We start from the raw sequence: 19,177 nt of genomic DNA, 5'->3' as shown, positions 1-19,177 counted from the left end.
CATGGATTTGACCACACTCACCGAATGGATCCGCGAATACGCCCGGGTCATCGCCGACAACGCACAGAATCTCAGCGATCTCGACGCGGCCATCGGCGATGCCGACCATGGCATCAACATGGAGCGCGGGATGACAGCGGTGATTGCGGCCTTCGACGAGTCGGCGCCGGCCGACATGGCGGCCCTGTGCAAGCAGGTCGGCATGACGCTCGTGAAATCCGTTGGCGGAGCCAGTGGCCCGCTTTACGGCACGTTCTTCCTGAGAATGGCACCCGCACTGGGTTCCGGTGACGCGGTGAGCGATGCAGACTTCGCCAAGGCATTGCGAGCCGGTGTCGACGGCGTCGTGCAGCGCGGACGCGCTGAGGCCGGCGACAAGACCATGTTCGACGCCTTGGCGCCCGCGCTCGACGCGCTGGACGCTGCGCTGTCCTCGGGCGCGAGCCTGGCAGAGGGTCTGGCCGCCGCGTCCGCAGCTGCCGAAAAGGGCAGGGACGCCACCGAATCGATGGTCGCCCGCAAAGGGCGCGCGAGCTACCTCGGGCAGCGCAGCGTGGGACACGTCGACCCGGGGGCGACATCGGCCGCGCTGCTGATCGCCGCCGCGGCCACGGTGGCAGGCGGGAGCGCGACGTGACAGTTGGTCTGGTCGTCGTATCCCACAGCCGCCCGCTGGCCCGCGCTGCCGTGGCACTGGCGCAGGAAATGCTGCACGGCAAGCAGATTCGCATCGCGGTCGCGGCCGGTCTTGACGAGACCACGTTCGGAACCGATGCCGCCGAGATTCTCGACGCCGTGACCGGCGCCGATACCGGTGACGGCGCAGTGGTGCTGATGGACCTCGGCAGCGCGGTGCTGTCTGCCGAACTCGCACTGGAACTGCTCGACGACGAGGCCCGGGCCCGCACCGTGCTCTGCCCGGCACCGTTGGTGGAGGGCTTGGTGGTGGCCGCGGTCGCGGCGGCGGGCGGGGCCTCGGCAGCCGAGGTCGCCGCCGAGGCGTCCGGAGCGCTGGCAGGCAAGATCGCACATCTCGGTCAAGCAGCGCCGGCGCCGGCGACCGACATGGCCGCGGGTGCCGACGAGCTCACGCGCACCTTCGTCGTCGCCAACCCGCACGGGCTGCACGCCCGCCCCGCCGCCCGGCTCGCGGGTGAGGTGCGACGCCGCGATGCCCGCGTCCGAATCCGTAACCAGCGCACCGGGTCACCGTGGGTCGATGCCGGCAGCCTGTCGGCGATCGCCACGCTCGGGGTGCGCTGCGGTGACGAGGTCGAAATCGCCGTGTCGGGCAGTCAGGCCGCCGAGGCCCTCGACCACATTCTCGCGCTGGCCGCCCGCAACTTCGACGAGTCGACGGCCGACGCGCCATCGGCGCCGGCTCCCGCCACGTCGCACGAGCCCATCGGCGCGGGACCCGGCCTCGGTATCGGCCCGGCGTATTCCACACGCGCAGGCGCGATCTCGGTCCCGGACACCCCTGGCGAGGAGCCGACGGTCGAATGGCGCCGGCTCGGCACCGCAATCGCCGAGGTGCGCCGCGCCATCACCACGTTACGGGCCAGGACCGCACGTGAGGTCGGCGAGGACGAGGCATCAATATTCGACGCTCACCTACTACTGCTCGACGACGACGCGCTGCTCGGCGGTGCCCGGCAGCGAATCGACAAGGGCCACAACGCCGCAGCCGCCTGGTCGGCGGAAGTGTCCGAGCTGGCCGCGCAGTTCGCCGCACTGCCCGACCCGTATCAGCAGGCCAGGGCCGAGGATGTCCGCGCGGTCGGCGATCAGGTGCTGCGCGCCATACTGGGCACCGCAGCAGGCTCGGCCTCGGCCAGCGGTGTGTTGGTGACCAGCGACCTCACCCCGGCCGAGGCCGCCGAACTCGACCCGAACCGCGTCGCCGCGGTCCTGCTGGCGTTCGGCAGCCCACACGCCCACAACGTGATCCTGCTGCGCGCCAAAGGGATTCCGGTGGTGGTCGGAGCCGGTCCCGGCGTGCTCGCGATACCGGACGGGACCACTGTCGCCGTCGACGGAACCCGGGGCGAATTCATCGTCGACCCGGCCGACGATGTCCGCGAGGACTTCCAGACCAGGGTCACGCTATCGGCGCGGCGTCAACGCGAGGCCCGGGCCCGCGCAGCCGAACCGGCGGTCACCCGCGACGGTGTGACCATCGGCGTGGGCGCCAATATCGGCTCGGTCGACGACGCGCGGGCCGCCGCATCCCAGGGCGCCGACTTCGCAGGCCTGATCCGAACCGAGTTCCTGTTCCTGGGGCGCGCGCAGGCACCCGATGTCGACGAACAACTCGCGGTATACCGCAAGATCGCCGAATCGCTTGACGGCAAGCGTATTACGCTGCGCACCCTCGATGTCGGCGGCGACAAACCTCTCGAGTTCCTGCCCACGCCGGCCGAGCTCAACCCCTACCTCGGCGTGCGGGGCATCCGGCTCGCGCTGGCCCATCCTGAACTGCTGTCCGACCAGTTGTTGGCCGTGGCCCGGCTCGCACAACAGACTCCGGTGAGCGTGATGTTCCCGATGGTCAGCACGCTCGACGAGCTGCTCGCCGCGCGCCGGTCACTCGACGAGGCGGTACGGCGTGCCGGGCCGCGACCGCCGACGGGGCTGCAGGTGGGCATGATGGTCGAAGTGCCCGCCGCGGCACTGAAATCCGCGGCATTCGCCCGCCACGTCGACTTCCTGTCCATCGGCACGAACGATCTGACGCAGTACGCGCTGGCCGCCGACCGCAACAACGACGCCGTCGCGACCATCGGCGACACGTTCGATCCGGGGCTGCTGCGCCTGATCGCCGCGACCTGCCGCGGCGCGGCCGGACACGCGTCGGTGTCGGTGTGCGGTGAGTTCGCCGCCGACGAGCGTGCCACCACGCTTCTCATCGGACTCGGCGTCGACGCGTTGAGTGTCACTCCCCCGGCCATACCCGCGACCAAGGAAGCGGTGCGGAGCGTCGACCGGCGACAGGCCGAGGGGGCAGCCGAATCGGCACTGTCGGCCGACAGTGCCGCCGCGGTGCGCGAGCAGCTCGGCTGATCAGGTCGCCGGCCGGAAGCGCACCAGCCGCGACAGTTGGTCGCGGTCCTCGACGCCGAGCTTGGCGAACATGCGGTAGAGGTGGCCGTCCACGGTACGGACGGACAGGCACAGCCGGTCGGCGATCTGCCGGTTGCTCAGCCCGACCCCGACCAGATTGGCGATCTCCCATTCCCGGTCGGTGAGCGGCAACGGATCGGCGGCACAGCGAAGTGCCGGCGTGACCGCCCCGCATTGACTGGCCAGCCAGTGCGCTCGGGTCGCCGCTTCGAGCTCGCTGCCCCGACGGCCCGCACGGCCGTGCTCGCGCGCGGCATGAGCAGCCGCGTCACCGGCAAGGATCAGCGCCCCGAGGTGCTCGAACTCCTCGGCGGCTTGGGTGAGCAGCACCCCGTCGTGCTCGCTCAGACCGCGGCTGTGCGCGGCGATGGTGTCGGCCAGCGGGCAGTCCAGCTGTTCGGCCAACTGCTGAATCCGCGCATGGTGTGACCGGTCGCCGAACCGCAGCGCAGTGTGCAATGCGGTGAGTTCGACCGCGCGCATGCCGCCGGAGCCGGCGATCTGCGCGGCACGCAGCGCGTGCTGCTGGGCGACCGTGGTCTCGCCGGTCGCGGCCGCCAACCACGAGCGGGCCAGCTCCAGTTCGGGTACGAACACGTCGACTTGCGGCCCGTAGGCGGCTTCGGCTCGGGCGAGCGCGGCCGCGGCGGCGTCGACATTGCCGCGGGCCGCCTCGCCCTGCGCAAGCCACGCGGCGACGAGCATCAGCCAGCCCGGCGGAAGTCCGTCCGACATCGTCCACACCGATGCCTGCAACACCTCGCAAGCCTGCGGCAGGCGTCCCCGCGTCAGTTCCACCTTGCCGGTCAGGGCGGTCACGATCGAATCGGCCTGCAGCGCAGCGGCCGCGGCGCCGGCATACCGATCGCAGACGTGTTGCGCGCTGCTCAGCTGTCCCGAACCGGTGCCGGCGAGCACGTCGGCGAGGGCCAGCGAGTAACGCTGTGGCCCGGATTCGCATTGCTCGGCCGCCCGCTCGCCGGCCGCCACCGCAGCGGCCACCTCACCGAACCGACCGGACAGCGCGAACGCGCCCGCCGTGGCGAGCGCGGCCCACAACGTGGCGGGCGGCAACATGTCCGTTTCCAGTGCCTGCGCACCGAGCGCAATGGCAGCGGGCATATCGCCGGAGAAGAACGCGAACGCCACCTCCATCGAGACGACGAGGCTCAGCATCTGGTCGGACTGCACCCGCTCGCGAACGGCGGCCAGCACCGACCGGGCGGGCTCCAGTCGTCCGCAACCGAAAAACAGGTTTGCCGCGCGCAGGCAGCCCCACCGCGCCACGGTGAACTCGTCGTCGTGGTCGGGCTCATATCGCGCCAGCAGGTCTTCGGCCTCCTGGCCGCGGCCCTGCCAGCTGATCGCATCGGCGAGCACGATGGCGGCGTGCACACCGCCGCCGTGCTCAAGCGAGAACCGCGCAAGTTCCTCGCCGAGAACGAGATTCGACATGGTCACAGCGCTGGCGGCGGCGTCGGTGATGGCGCACGTATCCGGGGGCACGTCGGCACGGGTCATGATCCGGGCCAGTTGGATCCTGGCCCGCACGTCCGCGGCGGGACCCTTACCCGTCGTGCACAGATGTTCCGAAAGATGCTGGGCGAGAATCGTGTTGATCAGGCGCGCCCGCGCGACCGGGCAGCGGCGCCTCGTGACCTCGCCGATGATCGGATGACCCGGTTGCACCAGGGTGTGCGCGGCGTCGGTCGTGACCTGAACCGCACCCCGCCGCTCGGCACGCGCGAGCGCGTCGGCTCCGCAGATCCCGAGGAGAACATCCCAGTCGACCACCTCAGCCGTCGAAACCACTTCCACGACCTCGCGTTCGTCGTCGGCGAGCGCGTCGAGGCGCGTCGCCACGAGCTCGTGAAGATCTGCGCTGGGACGTAACTCGCCACGCAGCCGCCAGCGGTTGTGGTCGCGCACCAGTACGCCATCACTGATTGCCGCCATGAGCACGCCACGCAGATACAGCGGGCTGCCGGACGAGAACCGGTGCAGTTCTGCGACGGCCCGGTCGTCGACCTCGCCGTCGAGGACCGCCGAGACCAGCTGAGCCGTCTGGGTCCGAGTGAACGGTTCGATGTCCAGCCGCAGCAGCAACTGTTCTTTCCACAGCGCGGTCACCGCATCCGACGGGGTCTCACCGGAACGGATCGTGACGATCAACTTCGTCGACCCGTGCACGGCGAGCTGCTGGACGAGCAACGCCGACAACGGGTCGAGATGATGGGCGTCATCGACCACGATGACGAGGTTCGGCTCGGACGACAGCGCTTGGTGGGCCGCGGCGAGCATGACCGTCGGTTCGTGCGCATCGGACAACTTCAGCGCGTGGTGGAAGGCGCCGAACGGCACGGCCTGTCCGGTCTCGGTGCCGAGAACAAAGCGCGTCGGGCAGCCGTCGGCTTCCAGTTCGTCGGCGAGCGCGCGGGCGAGCGCGGTCTTGCCCACACCGGCAGGCCCGGCGAGCACGACCCCACGGGATCCATCACGCAACGCGAGCGAAGCCTCGCTGAGTTCCACTCCCCGCGCGACGAACGGCCAACCCGACACCAGCAACCCCCAACGTGAGCCCGTTGTGCCGGACCGACTTTACGCTCCCGCAAATATTTGTATCGGTGTTTTAGGGCTGCCGCATCCCGGATCCTTGCGGCCGAAACCACTTCCGCGGGGCGGTTACTCCGTCGGCTCGACCACCCATGCGCCGTGACGCAGCACCGCCACGACAGTGAAGGCCGAGTCCAACACCACAAGATCGGCCGGGCTGCCCGGCACGAGCCCGGCGTCCGGCAGCCCCAGCGCTCGGGCCGGGTTGAGCGAAGACTGCCGCACGGCCAACATCAGCGCCTCGTCTCCGGCGAGGCCACAGTGGGCGACGGCGAATCGGAACAGCTGGTCCATCGTCGCGGTGCTGCCTGCGATCGTGTCGGTTCCCGCAACTCGCGCGACCCCGGCCACCACGTCGATCGCGAGCGGCCCGAGGCGGTAGACACCGTCGGACATGCCGGTCGCGGCCATCGCGTCGGTGATCATCGACAGCCGTTGCGCACCAACGCTTTGCGTGATGTGCCGGTAAATCGCCGGGGCGACGTGCACGCCGTCGGTGATTACCTCGACGGTCACCCGCTCGTCCTCCACCAGCGCGATGACAGGGCCCGGCTCACGGCGATCGATCGCACGCATCGCGTTGAACAGGTGCGTACCCACGGTCGCGCCTGCCGCGATGGCGGCCCGTGTCTGTTCATATGTCGCCTCGGTGTGGCCGACCGCAGCCACCGCACCCGCCTCGATGAACTGAGCGATCGCGGCGAGTGCGCCATCGCGTTCCGGCGCGATGGTGACCATCCGGATGGTGCCGGCGCTCGCTGTCAGCACACGATCGATCTCCGCCGGGTCCGGATCCCGCATGAGTGCGGGTTGATGCGCGCCGCACCGTTTGACCGAAAGCCACGGACCTTCCAGGTGGATTCCATCGATCAGGCCGTTGCGGACGTCTCCTGCCAATTGGGTGACCTGGCGCAGAAGTTCGTCGGGGGCGGCGGTGACCAAGGACGCCACGAGTGTCGTCGTGCCGTGCCGACGATGCAGGTCCACCGCAGCGGACGTTTCGCGGGTCGACGCCGCCGAGAAGTTTCCTCCTCCCCCGCCGTGGACGTGCGTGTCGACGAAGCCCGGCACCACCGTCACCGCGCCGAGGTGTCGGTCCGCCGCGCGCGGCGGGATGCCTACGCCGGTGGCCGTCACGACGCCATGCGCGACATCGATCCACCCGGGCCGCAACAGTTCTGTGCCGGTGAGCACGGTGTCAGCGGTCAACAGCACTCAGAGGCCCTGCCATTCCGGCTTGGCGCGGTAGGTCTCGCGGTAGTAGTCGACGAGCTGCAGACGCTGCGCCGCGGCATCGTCGAGCAACACCGTCACGTGCGGATGGTGTTGGAGTACGGTCGCCGGCCACATCGCGCTGACCGCGCCCTCGACCAGATGGTGCACGGCTTCTGCCTTGCTGCGGCCCGTGGCCACGAGGATCAGATGACGGGCCGCCATGATCGTGGCCAACCCTTGCGTCAAGCAGTGCGTGGGCACCTTGCCGGGATCGCCGTCGAAGAACCGGGCGTTGTCGAGTCGGGTCTGTCTGGTCAGTGTTTTGATCCGGGTACGAGATCCGAGGGAGGACCCCGGTTCGTTGAACGCGATGTGTCCGTCGGTGCCGATCCCGAGGATCTGCAGGTCGACGCCGCCCGCGTCGTTGATCGCCTCCTCGAATGCCGCGCAGGCCGCGGGTATGTCCGCGGCCAGGCCGTCGGGGCCGGTAACCGCGCCGGGCGCGAAGTCGACGCGCGAGACGAACACGGTGTCGATGACATTGCGGTATCGCTCGGGATGATCTTCGGGCAGGCCGACATATTCGTCGAGGGTGAAGCCCCGGGCCTGCCGGAATGAGATGAGCCCGGCGTCGTAGCGCGACACCAATTCGTCGTAGATGGCCAACGGCGAAGATCCGGTGGCCAAGCCGAGGACCGCATTCGGTTTGCGGCCGAGCAGTGCGCCGATCGCATCCGCGGCGACGGTGCCGATCTGCTCGGCATCGGGGAGGATGATGACTTCCATCTACTTGTTCGCGACGAAAAGTTCGGTGCCGGAGTCGATGTCGGACCCGGCGGCCACCGCTCGCGATGGCACGATGTTGCCGGGTTCGCGTTCGTCCATGACCACCACCGGGACGATCGGATTGAGGCCTTTGACCACGACTGCGCCGACGTCATAAGTGATGACGACATCGCCCGCGGTGACGTCGTCGCCCTGGCTCAGGCGGGTGGTGAACCCCTCGCCGTTGAGCTGCACGGTGTCCAGGCCGAGATGGACCAGCACACCCACGTTGTCGGGCGTCATCACGACGTACGCATGCGGCATCAGTTTGAGGATCCTGCCGCTGACCGGGGCCACCGCGTCGACCACCCCATGCGGAGGATCCACCGCCGCGCCGTAACCCACCATGCCCGCCGAGAACACGGGGTCGTCCACATCGGCGAGTGCGACGGCCCGACCGGCGACGGGGGCCAATACCTGGGTTGTGCTCACGGTCGTGACTCCTTTGCTCGTGTTTCAACAATACGAGCGCGATGGACTGGACTTCGCCTCTTCTGCGCATGTTCTCGTCTAAGCTTCCGCTCAGCTTGGGCGGCGGGTCGCGATACGTGACCGGAAGGGGGATGATGCGATGAACAGCACAACGAAACCGCAAGGCGCACAGACCAACACCCGGGTGCGCATACCGGGGTTCGCCCAGCTGCAGCGGCTCGGCAAGAGCCTCATGCTGCCCATCGCGGTGTTGCCCGCCGCAGGCATCCTGCTGCGACTCGGCCAGCCCGACTTGTTGGGCCGCATCGAGTCACCGGTCATCGGCCCGTTCTTCAAGGCGATGAGCGCGGCAGGTGACGCGCTCTTCAGTAACCTGCCGCTGCTCTTCGCCGTCGGCGTCGCGATCGGGTTCGCGCGCAAGGCCGACGGTTCGACCGCACTGGCCGCCGTCGTGGGCTATCTCGTAATGGATGCGGTGTTCGAGACCATGTCGCCGATCGTGCTGGCGGGCGAGGTGGACAAGGCAGGCGAGCAGGCGTTGATCAACTACAGCGTGTTCGCGGGCATCGTCGTCGGCCTGCTGACCGCATGGCTGTTCGACCGCTACCACACCATCCAGCTGCCGTCGTATCTCGGATTCTTCGGCGGCAGAAGGTTCGTCCCGATCGTGGTGTCACTGGCGAGCTTGTTCATCGCCTTCCTGATGAGCTACTTCTACCCGATCTTCGATGCCGGTCTGACAGCGCTCGGCAAGTTCATCGGCGGCAGCGGCGCATTGGGCGCGTTTGTGTACGGCTTCGCCAACCGCATGCTGATTCCCCTGGGGCTGCACCACATTCCGAATTCGTACGTGTGGTTCATCTACGGCGACTACCAGACCGCCGACGGCGAGGTCGTCACCGGCGAGCTCACCCGGTTCGCCGCAGGCGACCCGACCGCGGGCATTCTCACCTCAGGTTTCTACCCCGTGCTGATGTTCGGGTTGCCCGCGGCCGCGCTCGCGATGATCTTGGCCGCCAACAGAAAGCAACGCAAACTCGCCGTCGGCATCCTGTCGGCCGCGGCACTCACCGCGTTCCTCACGGGCGTCACCGAACCGCTGGAGTTCGCGTTCATGTTCGTGGCGTTCCCGCTGTACGTCATCCACGCCGTGCTCACCGGACTGTCGCTCGCGATCGCGTATCTGCTCGACATCCATCTGGGCTTCTCGTTCTCGGCCGGGCTCATCGACCTGTTGCTCTACGGCGGGGCGCCCGCGGCGAAGAACATCTGGCTGCTCATCGCGATGGGCGCGGTGTTCTTCGTCGTCTATTTCGTGCTGTTCTACGTCGCGATCACGAAGTGGAACATGCGCACACCGGGACGCGAACCCGAATCGGAATTCGAGGCCGACGAAGCGGCGAACCTCGGCGAAGGCGACGAGTCGACCACGGCCGTCACCGCCGGCGGCACGCTGACCGCGCCCGCGCGCGCCGAAACCCAGGCCGAGCAGATCATCGCGGCGTTCGGGGGGCGCGACAACCTGGTCAACGTCGACGCCTGCATCACGCGCCTGCGCATGGAAGTCGCCGACAAGAGCAAGGTCGATCAAGACCGGCTGAAGGCTCTCGGCGCCGCGGGCGTCGTCGAAGTCGGCAACAGCGTTCAGGCGGTCTTCGGCACGAACTCCGAGGCCATCAAGAACGCCATCATCGAGAGCCTTTAGCCGAATCCTCAGACCGACAGCAACCGCTGGAAGAAATCGCGATACCGCTTGAGCGCCAGGCGAAGATCCTCCGTCGAGGCGTCCTCACCACGCGCCCATTGCGCCTCCAGGTGCGACCGCGTGTCGGCAAAGCTAGCGGTGAGCTGCTCGACCACTTCGGCCACCAGGTTGTCCGCCTTCTGAACGCACTGCTTCGGATCGTCGACGAATGCGGCCTGGACTTCATCCCAGCGCGACTGTAGTCCGGAGCGATGTTCGTCGGCGAACAGCAAGGTGTTGTCCTCCAGGACCTGATCACCGGCCGGCTGTGCGGGCGTGCCGGTGTCGCGGACCTGGCCGTCCGAGGCGTCGGCGTCCTGGAGTCCCGGTTGCGCGGTCGACATCGGCCGCTCGTGGGTGGTCATGCGCGCGCCTCCTTCGGCGAGTCGGCAGGCGGGACATCGTGACGCTGCTCGGCGACGGGACGACGCTGCTCGTCGGCGTGAAGACCCTGCTCCGCGCCGCCCAGCAACTGTTCGAAAAGCGCTCGATAGTGGACGATCGCCTCCCGTTGGGCCTCGGTGCCGATGTCACCCTGCGCCTGCGCCATCTGCAGGATGTGTGCGGCCCGGTAGTGCTCGACGACCTTGGGATGATCGACCGAGATGTCGGCCGCTTGTTGTTCGAAATCGTTTACCGGATAACCGCGTTCGTTCATCACCTCGGTCACGAGCCGATCGGCTTCGTCCACCGCACGTGACGGGTTGTCGACGAAGCCGGCTTGTGTGGCCGCCCAGGCCTGGGCGTACCTCGCTCGTGACTCCGGGCTCAACTCGACGATGTCGAGCTTCTTCCGCTTGCGTTGACGCGCAAGAAGCTCCTTTTCCGCGGCACGTTCGTCACCGGTCGCGTCGACGGCGCGCTCGTACTCCGGACCGAACTGGTCTCGCAGCCGCTCCGACCGTTTGTGACGGCTCATCGACACGGCGACGATCAACGCCAGGATGACGATGATCGCGACGACCACTGCTATTGCAATCCAACTCCACGTAGGCATTTCCAGACCTCCTGCACGGCGGAATACCCGCTACTTGTCTGCAGAAACGTCAATTTTCGGGTGGTCACCCGGCCTGGTCAGAGCCGCTCGAAGCAGGGTTCGGAGTCGTCGTTGGGGATCTTCGCATCCTGGCTGGAGAACTTTCCGACGACGCCGGAATCGGTGACCGCGACGCTGTCAGCATGAATCCCGAGGGGGTAGTTGTCGTTGAGCTTTGTGGTCAGTTCGTTCAGCGCCGTCTGCACGGTCTCTTTCGAGAACGGACCGGTGACGTCGAGCACCTGCAGGTTGAGGTCGCCGTCGGCGACGACAGGCTGCGCGGTGATTCGCGTATCGCCTGCGGCCTCCAGGGTTATGGTGCCGGCGGCGGGGTCCGTGCTCACCCCCGTCACCAGGCTGCCCACGCCGGGCAGGTTGGCGGCGACAGTGTCTTTGATGCCGGCCGCCGTCCAGGCCAGCGTTGCGTTGAGCGATCCGATGGTGCCCTTGGAGTCCGCCGTACCCTGCAGCCGGATGTCTTCGAGTGTCACGTCGGCGGTCATGCCCTCGGCTTCTTGAACCCTCGCGCCTCCGGTGTCCACCGAGATGTTGGTGTAGTGACCGGTGATGTGCTGCCAGAGGAAAGGCGGGTTCACGCCGAACGACACCGACGCCGAATCCTGCACCACGCACTCGGCCACCGCGACGAGGAGATTGCCTGCCCGGTGCCGCGCGTACAGTTCGGCGGCGGCCAGACCGCCGACCACCGCGGCCAACGCGATGACGACGACGAGAATGATGGTTTGCCGATTGCGGCGCTGACCACCTCGCAAAGGTGAGGCGGCGGGCCGCGTCATCTTCTCGGTCGCCGCTTCGGGCGGGCGGGGCCGCGCGATCTTCTCTGTCGCCGCGTCGGGCGGCCGGTAACGCGCCCGGAGTTGCTCGGTGGGCGGTTCCGGCCGGCCGGCACGAGGCAACCGCCGGGTGGCCGGGTCAGACGGCGGACGCCCCTGCCCGCGCCAGCCAGGCTGCCCTGGGCGTTGCGGCGGTGTCGGCACCTCCGCAATTGTGCCCCATCCGCGCGAGCCTGCGCTCAGATCGCGTTTTCGCCGACAGTTGCGATCTCTGCGCAGTCTCGGCGGGCAGCGTTGGTTGCGGTCGCCGCCGCCGCGATGGACAACCCCGCGATCACCAGGCACGCCACGGTGTACCAGAGGCTGCCGATCGGATCGCCGTCGGCGGTGACACCGTCGACGGCGCCGAAGTACGCCGGAAGGGCCGTCACCCACAGGACAGCCATGACACCCAGGTAAACAACGGCATAGCGCAGAATGAGCGGGTTCGAGTACGGCTCGGTCGGTTGGTGACGCACCGCCGACCACTGCCTGATGAGGACCGGTATCGCCACCACGCTGAGCACCACGAGCTCGGCGGCGTAGATGAACCCGCCGACCGCGGTGCTGCCGGAGATAGCCGCGCCGATCGTCGCGGGCATGGGAAGCACCGCGGTTCCGATCGATGCCAGCACGCCGACGACGATCGTCCGCCACAGCAGCTGCGGTCCGGTGAAAGTCTTGCCCTCGTCCACGTAGCGGCCGACAAAGATCTGCACGCAGAACGCCAGCGACATCGGCCACAGGGCGGCGAACACGACAACGCTGGGCAGCGGAACCGAATCGAAGAACGGCTGATTCATCGGGTGGTCCAAAGTCCACTCCCACCAACGCAATTGCGGTCCCAGATGGTCGAAGATCTCATAGAACGCGTGGTGGACGAATCCAACACAGACCGCACCCACCAACGCACCGTATCGCCGGAAAACCCCCAGGGTGCGGACGACCTCGAACGCCACGGTCGCCATCATCGGATAGATCGCGACGATGTAGAGCGGCAGCCGGCCCCAGAGGAAGTCGACGGTGAACACGTTGTGGGCGAACATCGTATCGACGTACTCGCTGATGCCGAACGCACCCGGGAAGTACAGGGGCGGTTCGATGATCAACAAATATGCGATCGCGCCGAACCACAGCACGAGGTTGGTCGGGTCGTTGTGGCGGCGCAGCCTGGTGATCGCATAGACCAGGGCGAGCACCGCCCCGACGATCACGGTGAGTTCCAGGACGGGCAGCGTCCAGTTCTCCAGGCCGAAGGGGTTGCGGAACTCGACGAGGCCGCCCGCGGTGTCACAGGAAAAGCCAAGTCGCGCTGCCAGATCGGCGAACGTCGGGGTGCACAGGTCAGACATTGGCGGTGTCCTTCTTCCCCGCGGTGTACCACTGGGTGACCTCATATCCGGCTTCGTAACGGGCGAACCATTCGTTGGCCAACGCCGGCAGTTTCTCGTGGGCTGGGTTGTGGCCCGGGATCTGACTGCGCACGACGCCGCTCAGCGCGGTGAGCATCTCACGGACGGGCAGGTGGCCGAAGGCATTGGCGAACGGCCCGTCGTTGGCGACATCGATGAACGGAAGTCGTTGCATCAGTGCCTTTTTCTTGGCCTGCATGCCGAACATCGACAGTGCGTCGATCTTGCGCTCCTCGAGCGGGACATGCTGGTTGAAGCCTTCACAGGCGATCCGTAGCGCGCCCCACACGTGCTTGAAGATCGACGGCGCCACCCGCATGCGGTACCACGGATCGTCGACCACCGCGTCGTAGATGATCAATGCCGAGCTGCGATGCTCGACCTCCTCGACGAAATGCCACAGGAACAGCGACGCAACGCGGTCGTCCCCGGGAGCGAACAGCGTGTCGTCGTGATCGAGCATCAGTTTGAACACCGGCGTGAACGTCGCCTCGAGATCGGCCGTGTAGGCCAGCCGGTATTTCAGGGGCGTGTTGGCCGTCAGGTGGTCGAACGCGCGCGTCACCTCGTCGAGTGTCTCTTTCAGCGCGGGATAGCTCTTGATGAGGCCCTTCGCGTGCTGACGGTGGGCCATCGAATGCTGGCCCTCCTGCCGGACGAAAGCCTGTGCCTCCTCGGCGATCTCGGGGTTGGTGATGTGCGGCATGGCCTCGGTGATCATGTGGCCGATCATCTTCTCGAAGGCGATGGCCAGGAATGACACCGCGTTGGCCATGCTCGAAAAAGCCGGGTTGGTTTCGTTCCACAGGAACGGGACGTGGTGGTCGGCGAACGCGAACCGCATCTTCCGCACTATCAGGTCTGTCATCGAGCACCTTCGTTCGATCGAAGTGATCATACAAAACTCGCAGTGGTTGTATGATTACTTCACGAGACGCCGATCGTCAACGGCCGGGGCGATATCCTGCAGCAATGTCGTTGGCAGGAGATCTGGTCGGTGGCGCGTAGGCGTGGGTGGGACGGGCGCCCACCGAGCAGCGACGAAGAGGCCACCGCGCGCATCGTCGATGCCGCGGTCAAGCTGATCTCCGAGACGGGCTCCGACGTCAGCATCGCCGACGTCGCCGCGTCACTCGGCGTCATCCGGCAGACGGTGTACCGCTACTTCCCCACGGCCGATTCGCTCATGCATGCGGCCGCGCTGGCCTCGGTCGACGGATTCTTCGACCGGCTCGCCGAGGCTGTCCGCGGGATCACCGATCCGGCGGAAGCAATGGCCGAAGGGGTTGTCTTCACACTGGAGGAAGTCACCCGAACGCCTCATCTCGGAATTCTGCTCTCAGAGCCCTACCTGCATTCGCATTCCGGCAATCTGGCGTCCGATGAGGCCCAGACCTTCGGCATGCGGATGCTGACGCGATTCGACGTCGACTGGGACAAGTACGGCTATGACGAGTCGGCGCAACGCGAACTCGTCGAGTTCACGCTACGCGTGATGATGTCGTTCTTCGTCGCACCGAACGAGTCGTCCCGGTCCCGAGATGAGTTGCGGCGCTTCATCAGACGCTGGCTGGGTGGCGCGATCCTGGCTCAACCGGTCGATGGCGGGCGGTGACGCCTTGGAGGAACACGTTGACGATGTCGTTCAGCGTGCTCCGCGCACCAGCCGGCCCGGTCGCGCGCCGGTGTCGGCGCCATCGCGGCGCGTGACGACGCCGTTGACGATCGTGGCGGCGTAGCCGGACGCGCCCTGGACCAGCCGGTGGCCCCCGGCAGGCAGGTCATAGGCCATCCGCGGGGCGTGCAATGTCAGCGCGTCCAAGTCGATGACGTTGACGTCGGCCTTCTTCCCGACGGCGATCACGCCGCGGTCGGACAAGCCGAAAAGCTGTGCGGTGTCGTGGGATTGCTTGCGAATGACGTATTCCAGCGGCAACTTCTCACCGCGATGCCGGTCCCGCGCCCAATGTGTCAGCAGGAACGTGGGATAGGACGCGTCGCAGATCATGCTGCAGTGCGCGCCGCCGTCGGAGAGCCCAAGCACAGCCGCCGGGTGGGTCATCATCTCGCGGATCGCGTCATGATTGCCGTCGGCGTAGTTGAACATCGGCAGCATCAACATCGACCCGGCATCTGCTTCCAGCATCAGGTCGTACATCGTCGCCAAGACATCCTCGCCGCGTTCACGTGCGATCGCCGCGACGGTGCGCTCGGCGGTGGGTTCGTAGTCGGGCGGCTCACCGAGCGCGTACAACCGCTCCGCCGAATACTGCGCCAGCGCGAACATCCCGTCGAACAACACATTCGGGTCGATGGGCAGGTCGTCTTCGGACAGGATCGCCGAGCGCACGGCGGGTTCGGCAAGGCGGGCTGCCAGTTCCTCGCGAGTGCATTCGGCCTTGAGCTTGCGGTAGGTCGGGCGATGTGTGAACGCATGATGGCCGGGGAATCCGAGCAACATCCCGAACGGCCGGGCGGCCACCTGCGGGTGCAGGCGGGCACCCTTCTCGTGGGCCGCCGCCGAGATGTCCAATTGCTCGCGCCAGAGCTTGGGATCGGCGTCCACCTGGATCAGCGCGAAGCTCAACGCACAGTCGATCTCGGCGCCGAGGCGCTGCATCCACTCCAGTTCTTTCTTCGGCGCCACGATGTCCTCGCCCGCCGCGCCCTGAGGGGCGAGCTCGAACACCGCGCCGCCACCGGCGGCCATCGCGCGGCCGAGGGCGAACAGTTCTTCTTCCGCGGCGAACGTTCCCGGCACCGGCTCGCCGTCCATCGCTCGATGGGCCAGCGTGCGCGATGACGAAAAGCCCAGCGCCCCGGCCTCGGCCGCCTCCCGGACCAATCGGCTCATCGCCGCGATGTCCTCCGGAGTCGCGGGCTCGTTGCGTGCGCCGCGCTCCCCCATCGCATAGGCCCGCACGGTTCCGTGCGCGATCTGGCTGCCGATGTCGACCGCGAGTTCACGCTTGCCGATCACGTCGAGGTATTCGGCGTAACTCTCCCAACCCCAGGTGATGCCTTCGGTCAACGCGGTACCCGGGATGTCCTCGACACCCTCCATCAACTCGATGAGCCATTGCTCCTGCCCGGGGCGCACGGGTGCGAAGCCCACGCCGCAGTTGCCCGCGACGACCGTGGTCACCCCGTGGTTGCTCGACGGCTCGAGCACGTCGTCCCAGCTGACCTGGCCGTCGTAGTGCGTGTGGATGTCGACGAATCCGGGTGCGACGATCTTGCCCGTGGCGTCGATCGTTTCGACGGCATCCCCCGCGACCGGCGGGTCGCCGGGGCCACGACGGCGGACCTCGACGATCTTTCCGTCCTTGAGTGCCACGTCAGCGGTGAATCTGTCGGCGCCGGTGCCATCGACGACGGTGCCGCCCGTGATCTTCAGATCGAACACGTTTACTCCCTTGGATGCCTGCCGGCCGCTACGGTGGCAATGTAACACCGTTACAGAACGCCCGCGCCGACTTTGATCCCATCTCATGGAGGAGTTCCCATGGCGATGCACACCGATGAGAGCGTCAGCCAGGCGGCTCGCCCTCGGCGCGAGGACGCGATCGGCATCCCACCCGAGCGGCCCACCCTGATACCGGCCGAGCGCTACTACTCCCCCGCGCCCGGTTTCACCCACCTCGTGTTGTCCGGCGAGGAACGGCGAATCATCAACGTGCACCGCAACCTTGAGCGATATCTCCAACCGCCGAAGGACGCACTCCCCACCGGGACGGGTACATGAGCGGAAAACGGAAGGCCGGCCCGAACACCGTCGACGCCGAGCTCATCCTCGACACCGCCGCGGTGCTCATCGAACGCGATGGCGTGGCCGGGTTTTCGATGCGCGGCCTGGCCGAACGCTTGGGCGTTGCCGTCACGTCGATCTACTGGCATGTCGGGGGACGCGACAAACTGTTCGACAGCCTGGTCGATCGTCTGCTCGGTGAGATGGCCAATCTGCCCATGGACGGCACCGGGCCGCTGGAGCGCATCGCCTCACTCGCGAGAACTCAGCGCAGGTTGCTGATCGAACGCCAGCACCTTCTCGCACTCGCCCACGAACGCGACCGCACACCCACGTTGTTCCTGCCGGTCCAGCAACGTCTGGCGGCCCAGCTCGCCGAACTCGGGATCTCGGGAACCGATGCGGCGCTCGCGCTGCGCGCCGTCGAGGTGCACGTGATTTCCTCTGCGGTCATGCAGTTCTCGGCCGTTCGCGGGCCCGCGCACCAGGAAGAGGATCCTTCCTTGTGGACCGCGGAGTGGCCCGATCAGGAACTTGTCGAAGCGCTGCAGTCGCCGACCGACTACGACGCGGTGTTCGAATACGGGCTCGACGCCCTGCTCGTGTCGCTGCGCGGTCAGCGAATCGTCAAGGCAGGACGGTCTTCATCAACATGACGTTGTAGGCCGACCAGAGCGACAGGTTGTAGTACAGCTCCTTGCCGGTCGACCACGGGTGCAGGAACGGTGCGTAGATCCCGCCCGGGTACTGCGACGACGGAATGAGCAGTTGCTCAGGGCTCCACGGGCCTTGCGGGGTCGGCGCGGTCCGCATCACGACGTCGTTGGCACCGTTGCCGTAGAGCACCAGGTATTGCTTCAGATACGTGTTGTACTGGGCCGACATCTCACTGACTGGGCCCGGTATCACCGGTGTCGCAGCGCCTGGATCCCGAGGGACCCAGGAGTTCGACGGAGCGTTGAAGTACTCGTACTTCGTCAAGTCGGGCACATAACCTGGCAGCACCCGCGCGATGTAGGCCGCACCGCCGCGCCCCGAAGGTGTCCCGAACGTATAGAGGTACGGATCACCCGGTCCCGGCTTCAGGAACGCGCCCTGCTGGAAGTTCTCGTTGCCCCGCACATACCGCGCACCCGCGACGCTGCCGTCCGCCGGCGTGCGAACCGTACCGGGATAGACGCCCCAGTTCTCACCGTTGTCCGGGGAGACGGCGATCGCCGAGTAGTTCGTGGTCCACCGACCGTCGCTGTCCCAGTTCCTGATCGACATGAAGTTGAGGTACTGCGTCGTTCCGACGGCGACGCCGGCGGTCGGAATGATCCCCTTCTCGGTCGCCGCCCACTTCGTGCTGTTGATGATCTGCTTGGACAGGCCAGGACCCCACACCGGCGAGCCCGAATACTTGTTGGCCGCAGCGCCGTTGGGCACGCTGATGGTTTTCGACAACGCACCGTCCTGGCTGCGGAAGAGCACGTTGTAGCGCCATTGCTGGCCGCGGACACTGCAATACCCGTAGGTGTCGCCGAAGGCCATCAGTACCTGATGGGCATTGGGATCGCCGTTGTCCCACATGATCCCGAGATCGGTGCCCGTGATCGCGAAGCGTTTGACCGTGTCGTTCGGGCTCTCCGGTCCGGTGACCCAGCCGACAAGTGTCGTACCGGGCGGCGATGGCGGTGCGGGAGCCGGATTGGGCGCAGGCTGAGCGACGTTCGGCACCGGTTGAGTGTTCTGAACGCCAGGCTGCGGTTGCGGAACCGGCTGTGGCGGTAGCACTTGCGCTTGCTGGCGCACCGGCGCGGAACGCGGCGACAGCGCATTGAGTAGCGCCCGCGACAGCTGTCCCAGCCTGGGCAACGGCGCTGCTTCGTTCGCACCGGCGGGCCGGTGTCCGCGCGGCAGACCACCGGGCAAGGCCGGGGTGGCGGCGGCGTTCGGTGCCGCCGGCGGTTGCACCGCCGCGGCGGCACCGGTGCACGGTTCGGCGGCGGCCGGCGCGGCAACGCCGATCGCGACCGTCAGTCCGATGGCAGCCGCCGTCGCCACCGACTTGGAGGTGAGTGGAGGACGTCGCGACATGTCACACCTTCCCAGAGGGGACGCCGCAGAGACGTCAACAGTTAGCAGGTGTGACGATAGTGATCAAAGAGGCTGCTGTGCCCAGTGATGCATTGATAGAGATGTATCCGTGATCGT

The 19,177-nt window shown here is 67.1% G+C and carries 17 protein-coding genes; 6 read left to right on the top strand and 11 right to left on the bottom strand.

From position 1 onward, the window contains the following. Position 1 precedes the first annotated feature (1 nt). Positions 2–637, top strand: coding sequence for a dihydroxyacetone kinase subunit DhaL (dhaL, locus tag AWC31_RS15300; RefSeq protein WP_085144999.1), 636 nt, complete (start codon positions 2–4; stop codon positions 635–637). Next, entirely contained in the window at positions 634–3,063 is a 2,430-nt protein-coding gene (ptsP, locus tag AWC31_RS15295) for a phosphoenolpyruvate--protein phosphotransferase (protein WP_085144998.1), read from the top strand. Before dhaL ends, ptsP begins: the two co-directional genes overlap by 4 nt. Here the strand turns inward: ptsP and AWC31_RS15290 are convergent, their stop codons facing one another. From AWC31_RS15290 to AWC31_RS15275, 4 genes are all read right to left on the bottom strand, one after another. Continuing rightward, entirely contained in the window at positions 3,064–5,682 is a 2,619-nt protein-coding gene (locus AWC31_RS15290; RefSeq protein WP_085145474.1) for a helix-turn-helix transcriptional regulator, read from the bottom strand. It lies immediately after the preceding gene. A gap of 123 nt (positions 5,683–5,805) precedes the next feature. Further along, on the bottom strand, positions 5,806–6,951 hold the full coding sequence (gene nagA, locus AWC31_RS15285; protein ID WP_085144997.1) for an N-acetylglucosamine-6-phosphate deacetylase: 1,146 nt from the start codon (positions 6,949–6,951) through the stop codon (positions 5,806–5,808). Then, positions 6,952–7,737 (bottom strand): glucosamine-6-phosphate deaminase, encoded by a 786-nt coding sequence (nagB, locus tag AWC31_RS15280; RefSeq protein ID WP_085144996.1) that lies wholly within the window; start codon positions 7,735–7,737, stop codon positions 6,952–6,954. It abuts the gene before it with no gap. Beyond that, a complete protein-coding gene (locus AWC31_RS15275) occupies positions 7,738–8,208 on the bottom strand; it encodes a PTS sugar transporter subunit IIA (protein ID WP_085144995.1) in 471 nt (156 codons plus the stop codon). It lies immediately after the preceding gene. A gap of 139 nt (positions 8,209–8,347) precedes the next feature. Between AWC31_RS15275 and AWC31_RS15270 the strand changes: the two genes are divergently transcribed. Next, the gene (locus AWC31_RS15270; protein WP_085144994.1) at positions 8,348–9,913 is read left to right on the top strand and encodes a PTS transporter subunit EIIC; all 1,566 of its coding nucleotides are present in this window, start codon (positions 8,348–8,350) and stop codon (positions 9,911–9,913) included. A gap of 8 nt (positions 9,914–9,921) precedes the next feature. Here the strand turns inward: AWC31_RS15270 and AWC31_RS15265 are convergent, their stop codons facing one another. From AWC31_RS15265 to AWC31_RS15245, 5 genes are all read right to left on the bottom strand, one after another. Further along, the gene (locus AWC31_RS15265) at positions 9,922–10,317 is read right to left on the bottom strand and encodes a hypothetical protein (RefSeq protein ID WP_085144993.1); all 396 of its coding nucleotides are present in this window, start codon (positions 10,315–10,317) and stop codon (positions 9,922–9,924) included. Next, positions 10,314–10,949, bottom strand: a complete 636-nt coding sequence (locus AWC31_RS15260; protein ID WP_085144992.1) for a hypothetical protein — start codon at positions 10,947–10,949, stop codon at positions 10,314–10,316. Before AWC31_RS15260 ends, AWC31_RS15265 begins: the two co-directional genes overlap by 4 nt. A 77-nt stretch (positions 10,950–11,026) precedes the next feature. After that, positions 11,027–11,986 (bottom strand): LmeA family phospholipid-binding protein, encoded by a 960-nt coding sequence (locus AWC31_RS15255; RefSeq protein WP_165765971.1) that lies wholly within the window; start codon positions 11,984–11,986, stop codon positions 11,027–11,029. Positions 11,987–12,021: 35 nt separating this feature from the next. Continuing rightward, on the bottom strand, positions 12,022–13,173 hold the full coding sequence (locus AWC31_RS15250) for a hypothetical protein (protein WP_085144991.1): 1,152 nt from the start codon (positions 13,171–13,173) through the stop codon (positions 12,022–12,024). After that, entirely contained in the window at positions 13,166–14,101 is a 936-nt protein-coding gene (locus AWC31_RS15245) for a metal-dependent hydrolase (protein WP_085144990.1), read from the bottom strand. Before AWC31_RS15245 ends, AWC31_RS15250 begins: the two co-directional genes overlap by 8 nt. A 129-nt stretch (positions 14,102–14,230) precedes the next feature. On the opposite strand from AWC31_RS15245, the gene AWC31_RS15240 reads away from it, so the two are divergent. Further along, positions 14,231–14,848: a TetR/AcrR family transcriptional regulator gene (locus AWC31_RS15240; RefSeq protein ID WP_085144989.1), complete on the top strand. Its 618-nt coding sequence runs from the start codon at positions 14,231–14,233 to the stop codon at positions 14,846–14,848. 30 nt (positions 14,849–14,878) lie between these two features. Here AWC31_RS15240 and AWC31_RS15235 read toward each other — a convergent pair whose 3' ends face one another. Next, positions 14,879–16,639, bottom strand: a complete 1,761-nt coding sequence (locus AWC31_RS15235) for an N-acyl-D-amino-acid deacylase family protein (protein WP_085144988.1) — start codon at positions 16,637–16,639, stop codon at positions 14,879–14,881. 99 nt (positions 16,640–16,738) lie between these two features. Between AWC31_RS15235 and AWC31_RS15230 the strand changes: the two genes are divergently transcribed. Together AWC31_RS15230 and AWC31_RS15225 are read left to right on the top strand one after the other, a co-directional pair. After that, positions 16,739–16,978 (top strand): hypothetical protein, encoded by a 240-nt coding sequence (locus AWC31_RS15230; protein ID WP_085144987.1) that lies wholly within the window; start codon positions 16,739–16,741, stop codon positions 16,976–16,978. Beyond that, the gene (locus AWC31_RS15225) at positions 16,975–17,637 is read left to right on the top strand and encodes a TetR/AcrR family transcriptional regulator (RefSeq protein WP_085144986.1); all 663 of its coding nucleotides are present in this window, start codon (positions 16,975–16,977) and stop codon (positions 17,635–17,637) included. Before AWC31_RS15230 ends, AWC31_RS15225 begins: the two co-directional genes overlap by 4 nt. Here AWC31_RS15225 and AWC31_RS15220 read toward each other — a convergent pair. Further along, positions 17,609–19,060, bottom strand: a complete 1,452-nt coding sequence (locus AWC31_RS15220; protein ID WP_110775101.1) for a glycoside hydrolase family 183 protein — start codon at positions 19,058–19,060, stop codon at positions 17,609–17,611. The two genes, AWC31_RS15225 and AWC31_RS15220, sit on opposite strands and share 29 nt — an antisense overlap. Positions 19,061–19,177 lie beyond the last annotated feature (117 nt).

It is taken from the genome of Mycolicibacterium wolinskyi (assembly GCF_002101965.1).
Classification (GTDB): domain Bacteria; phylum Actinomycetota; class Actinomycetes; order Mycobacteriales; family Mycobacteriaceae; genus Mycobacterium; species Mycobacterium wolinskyi.
Note: the sequence above shows the minus strand (reverse complement) of the source record. Positions and strands in the feature narration are given on the sequence as shown.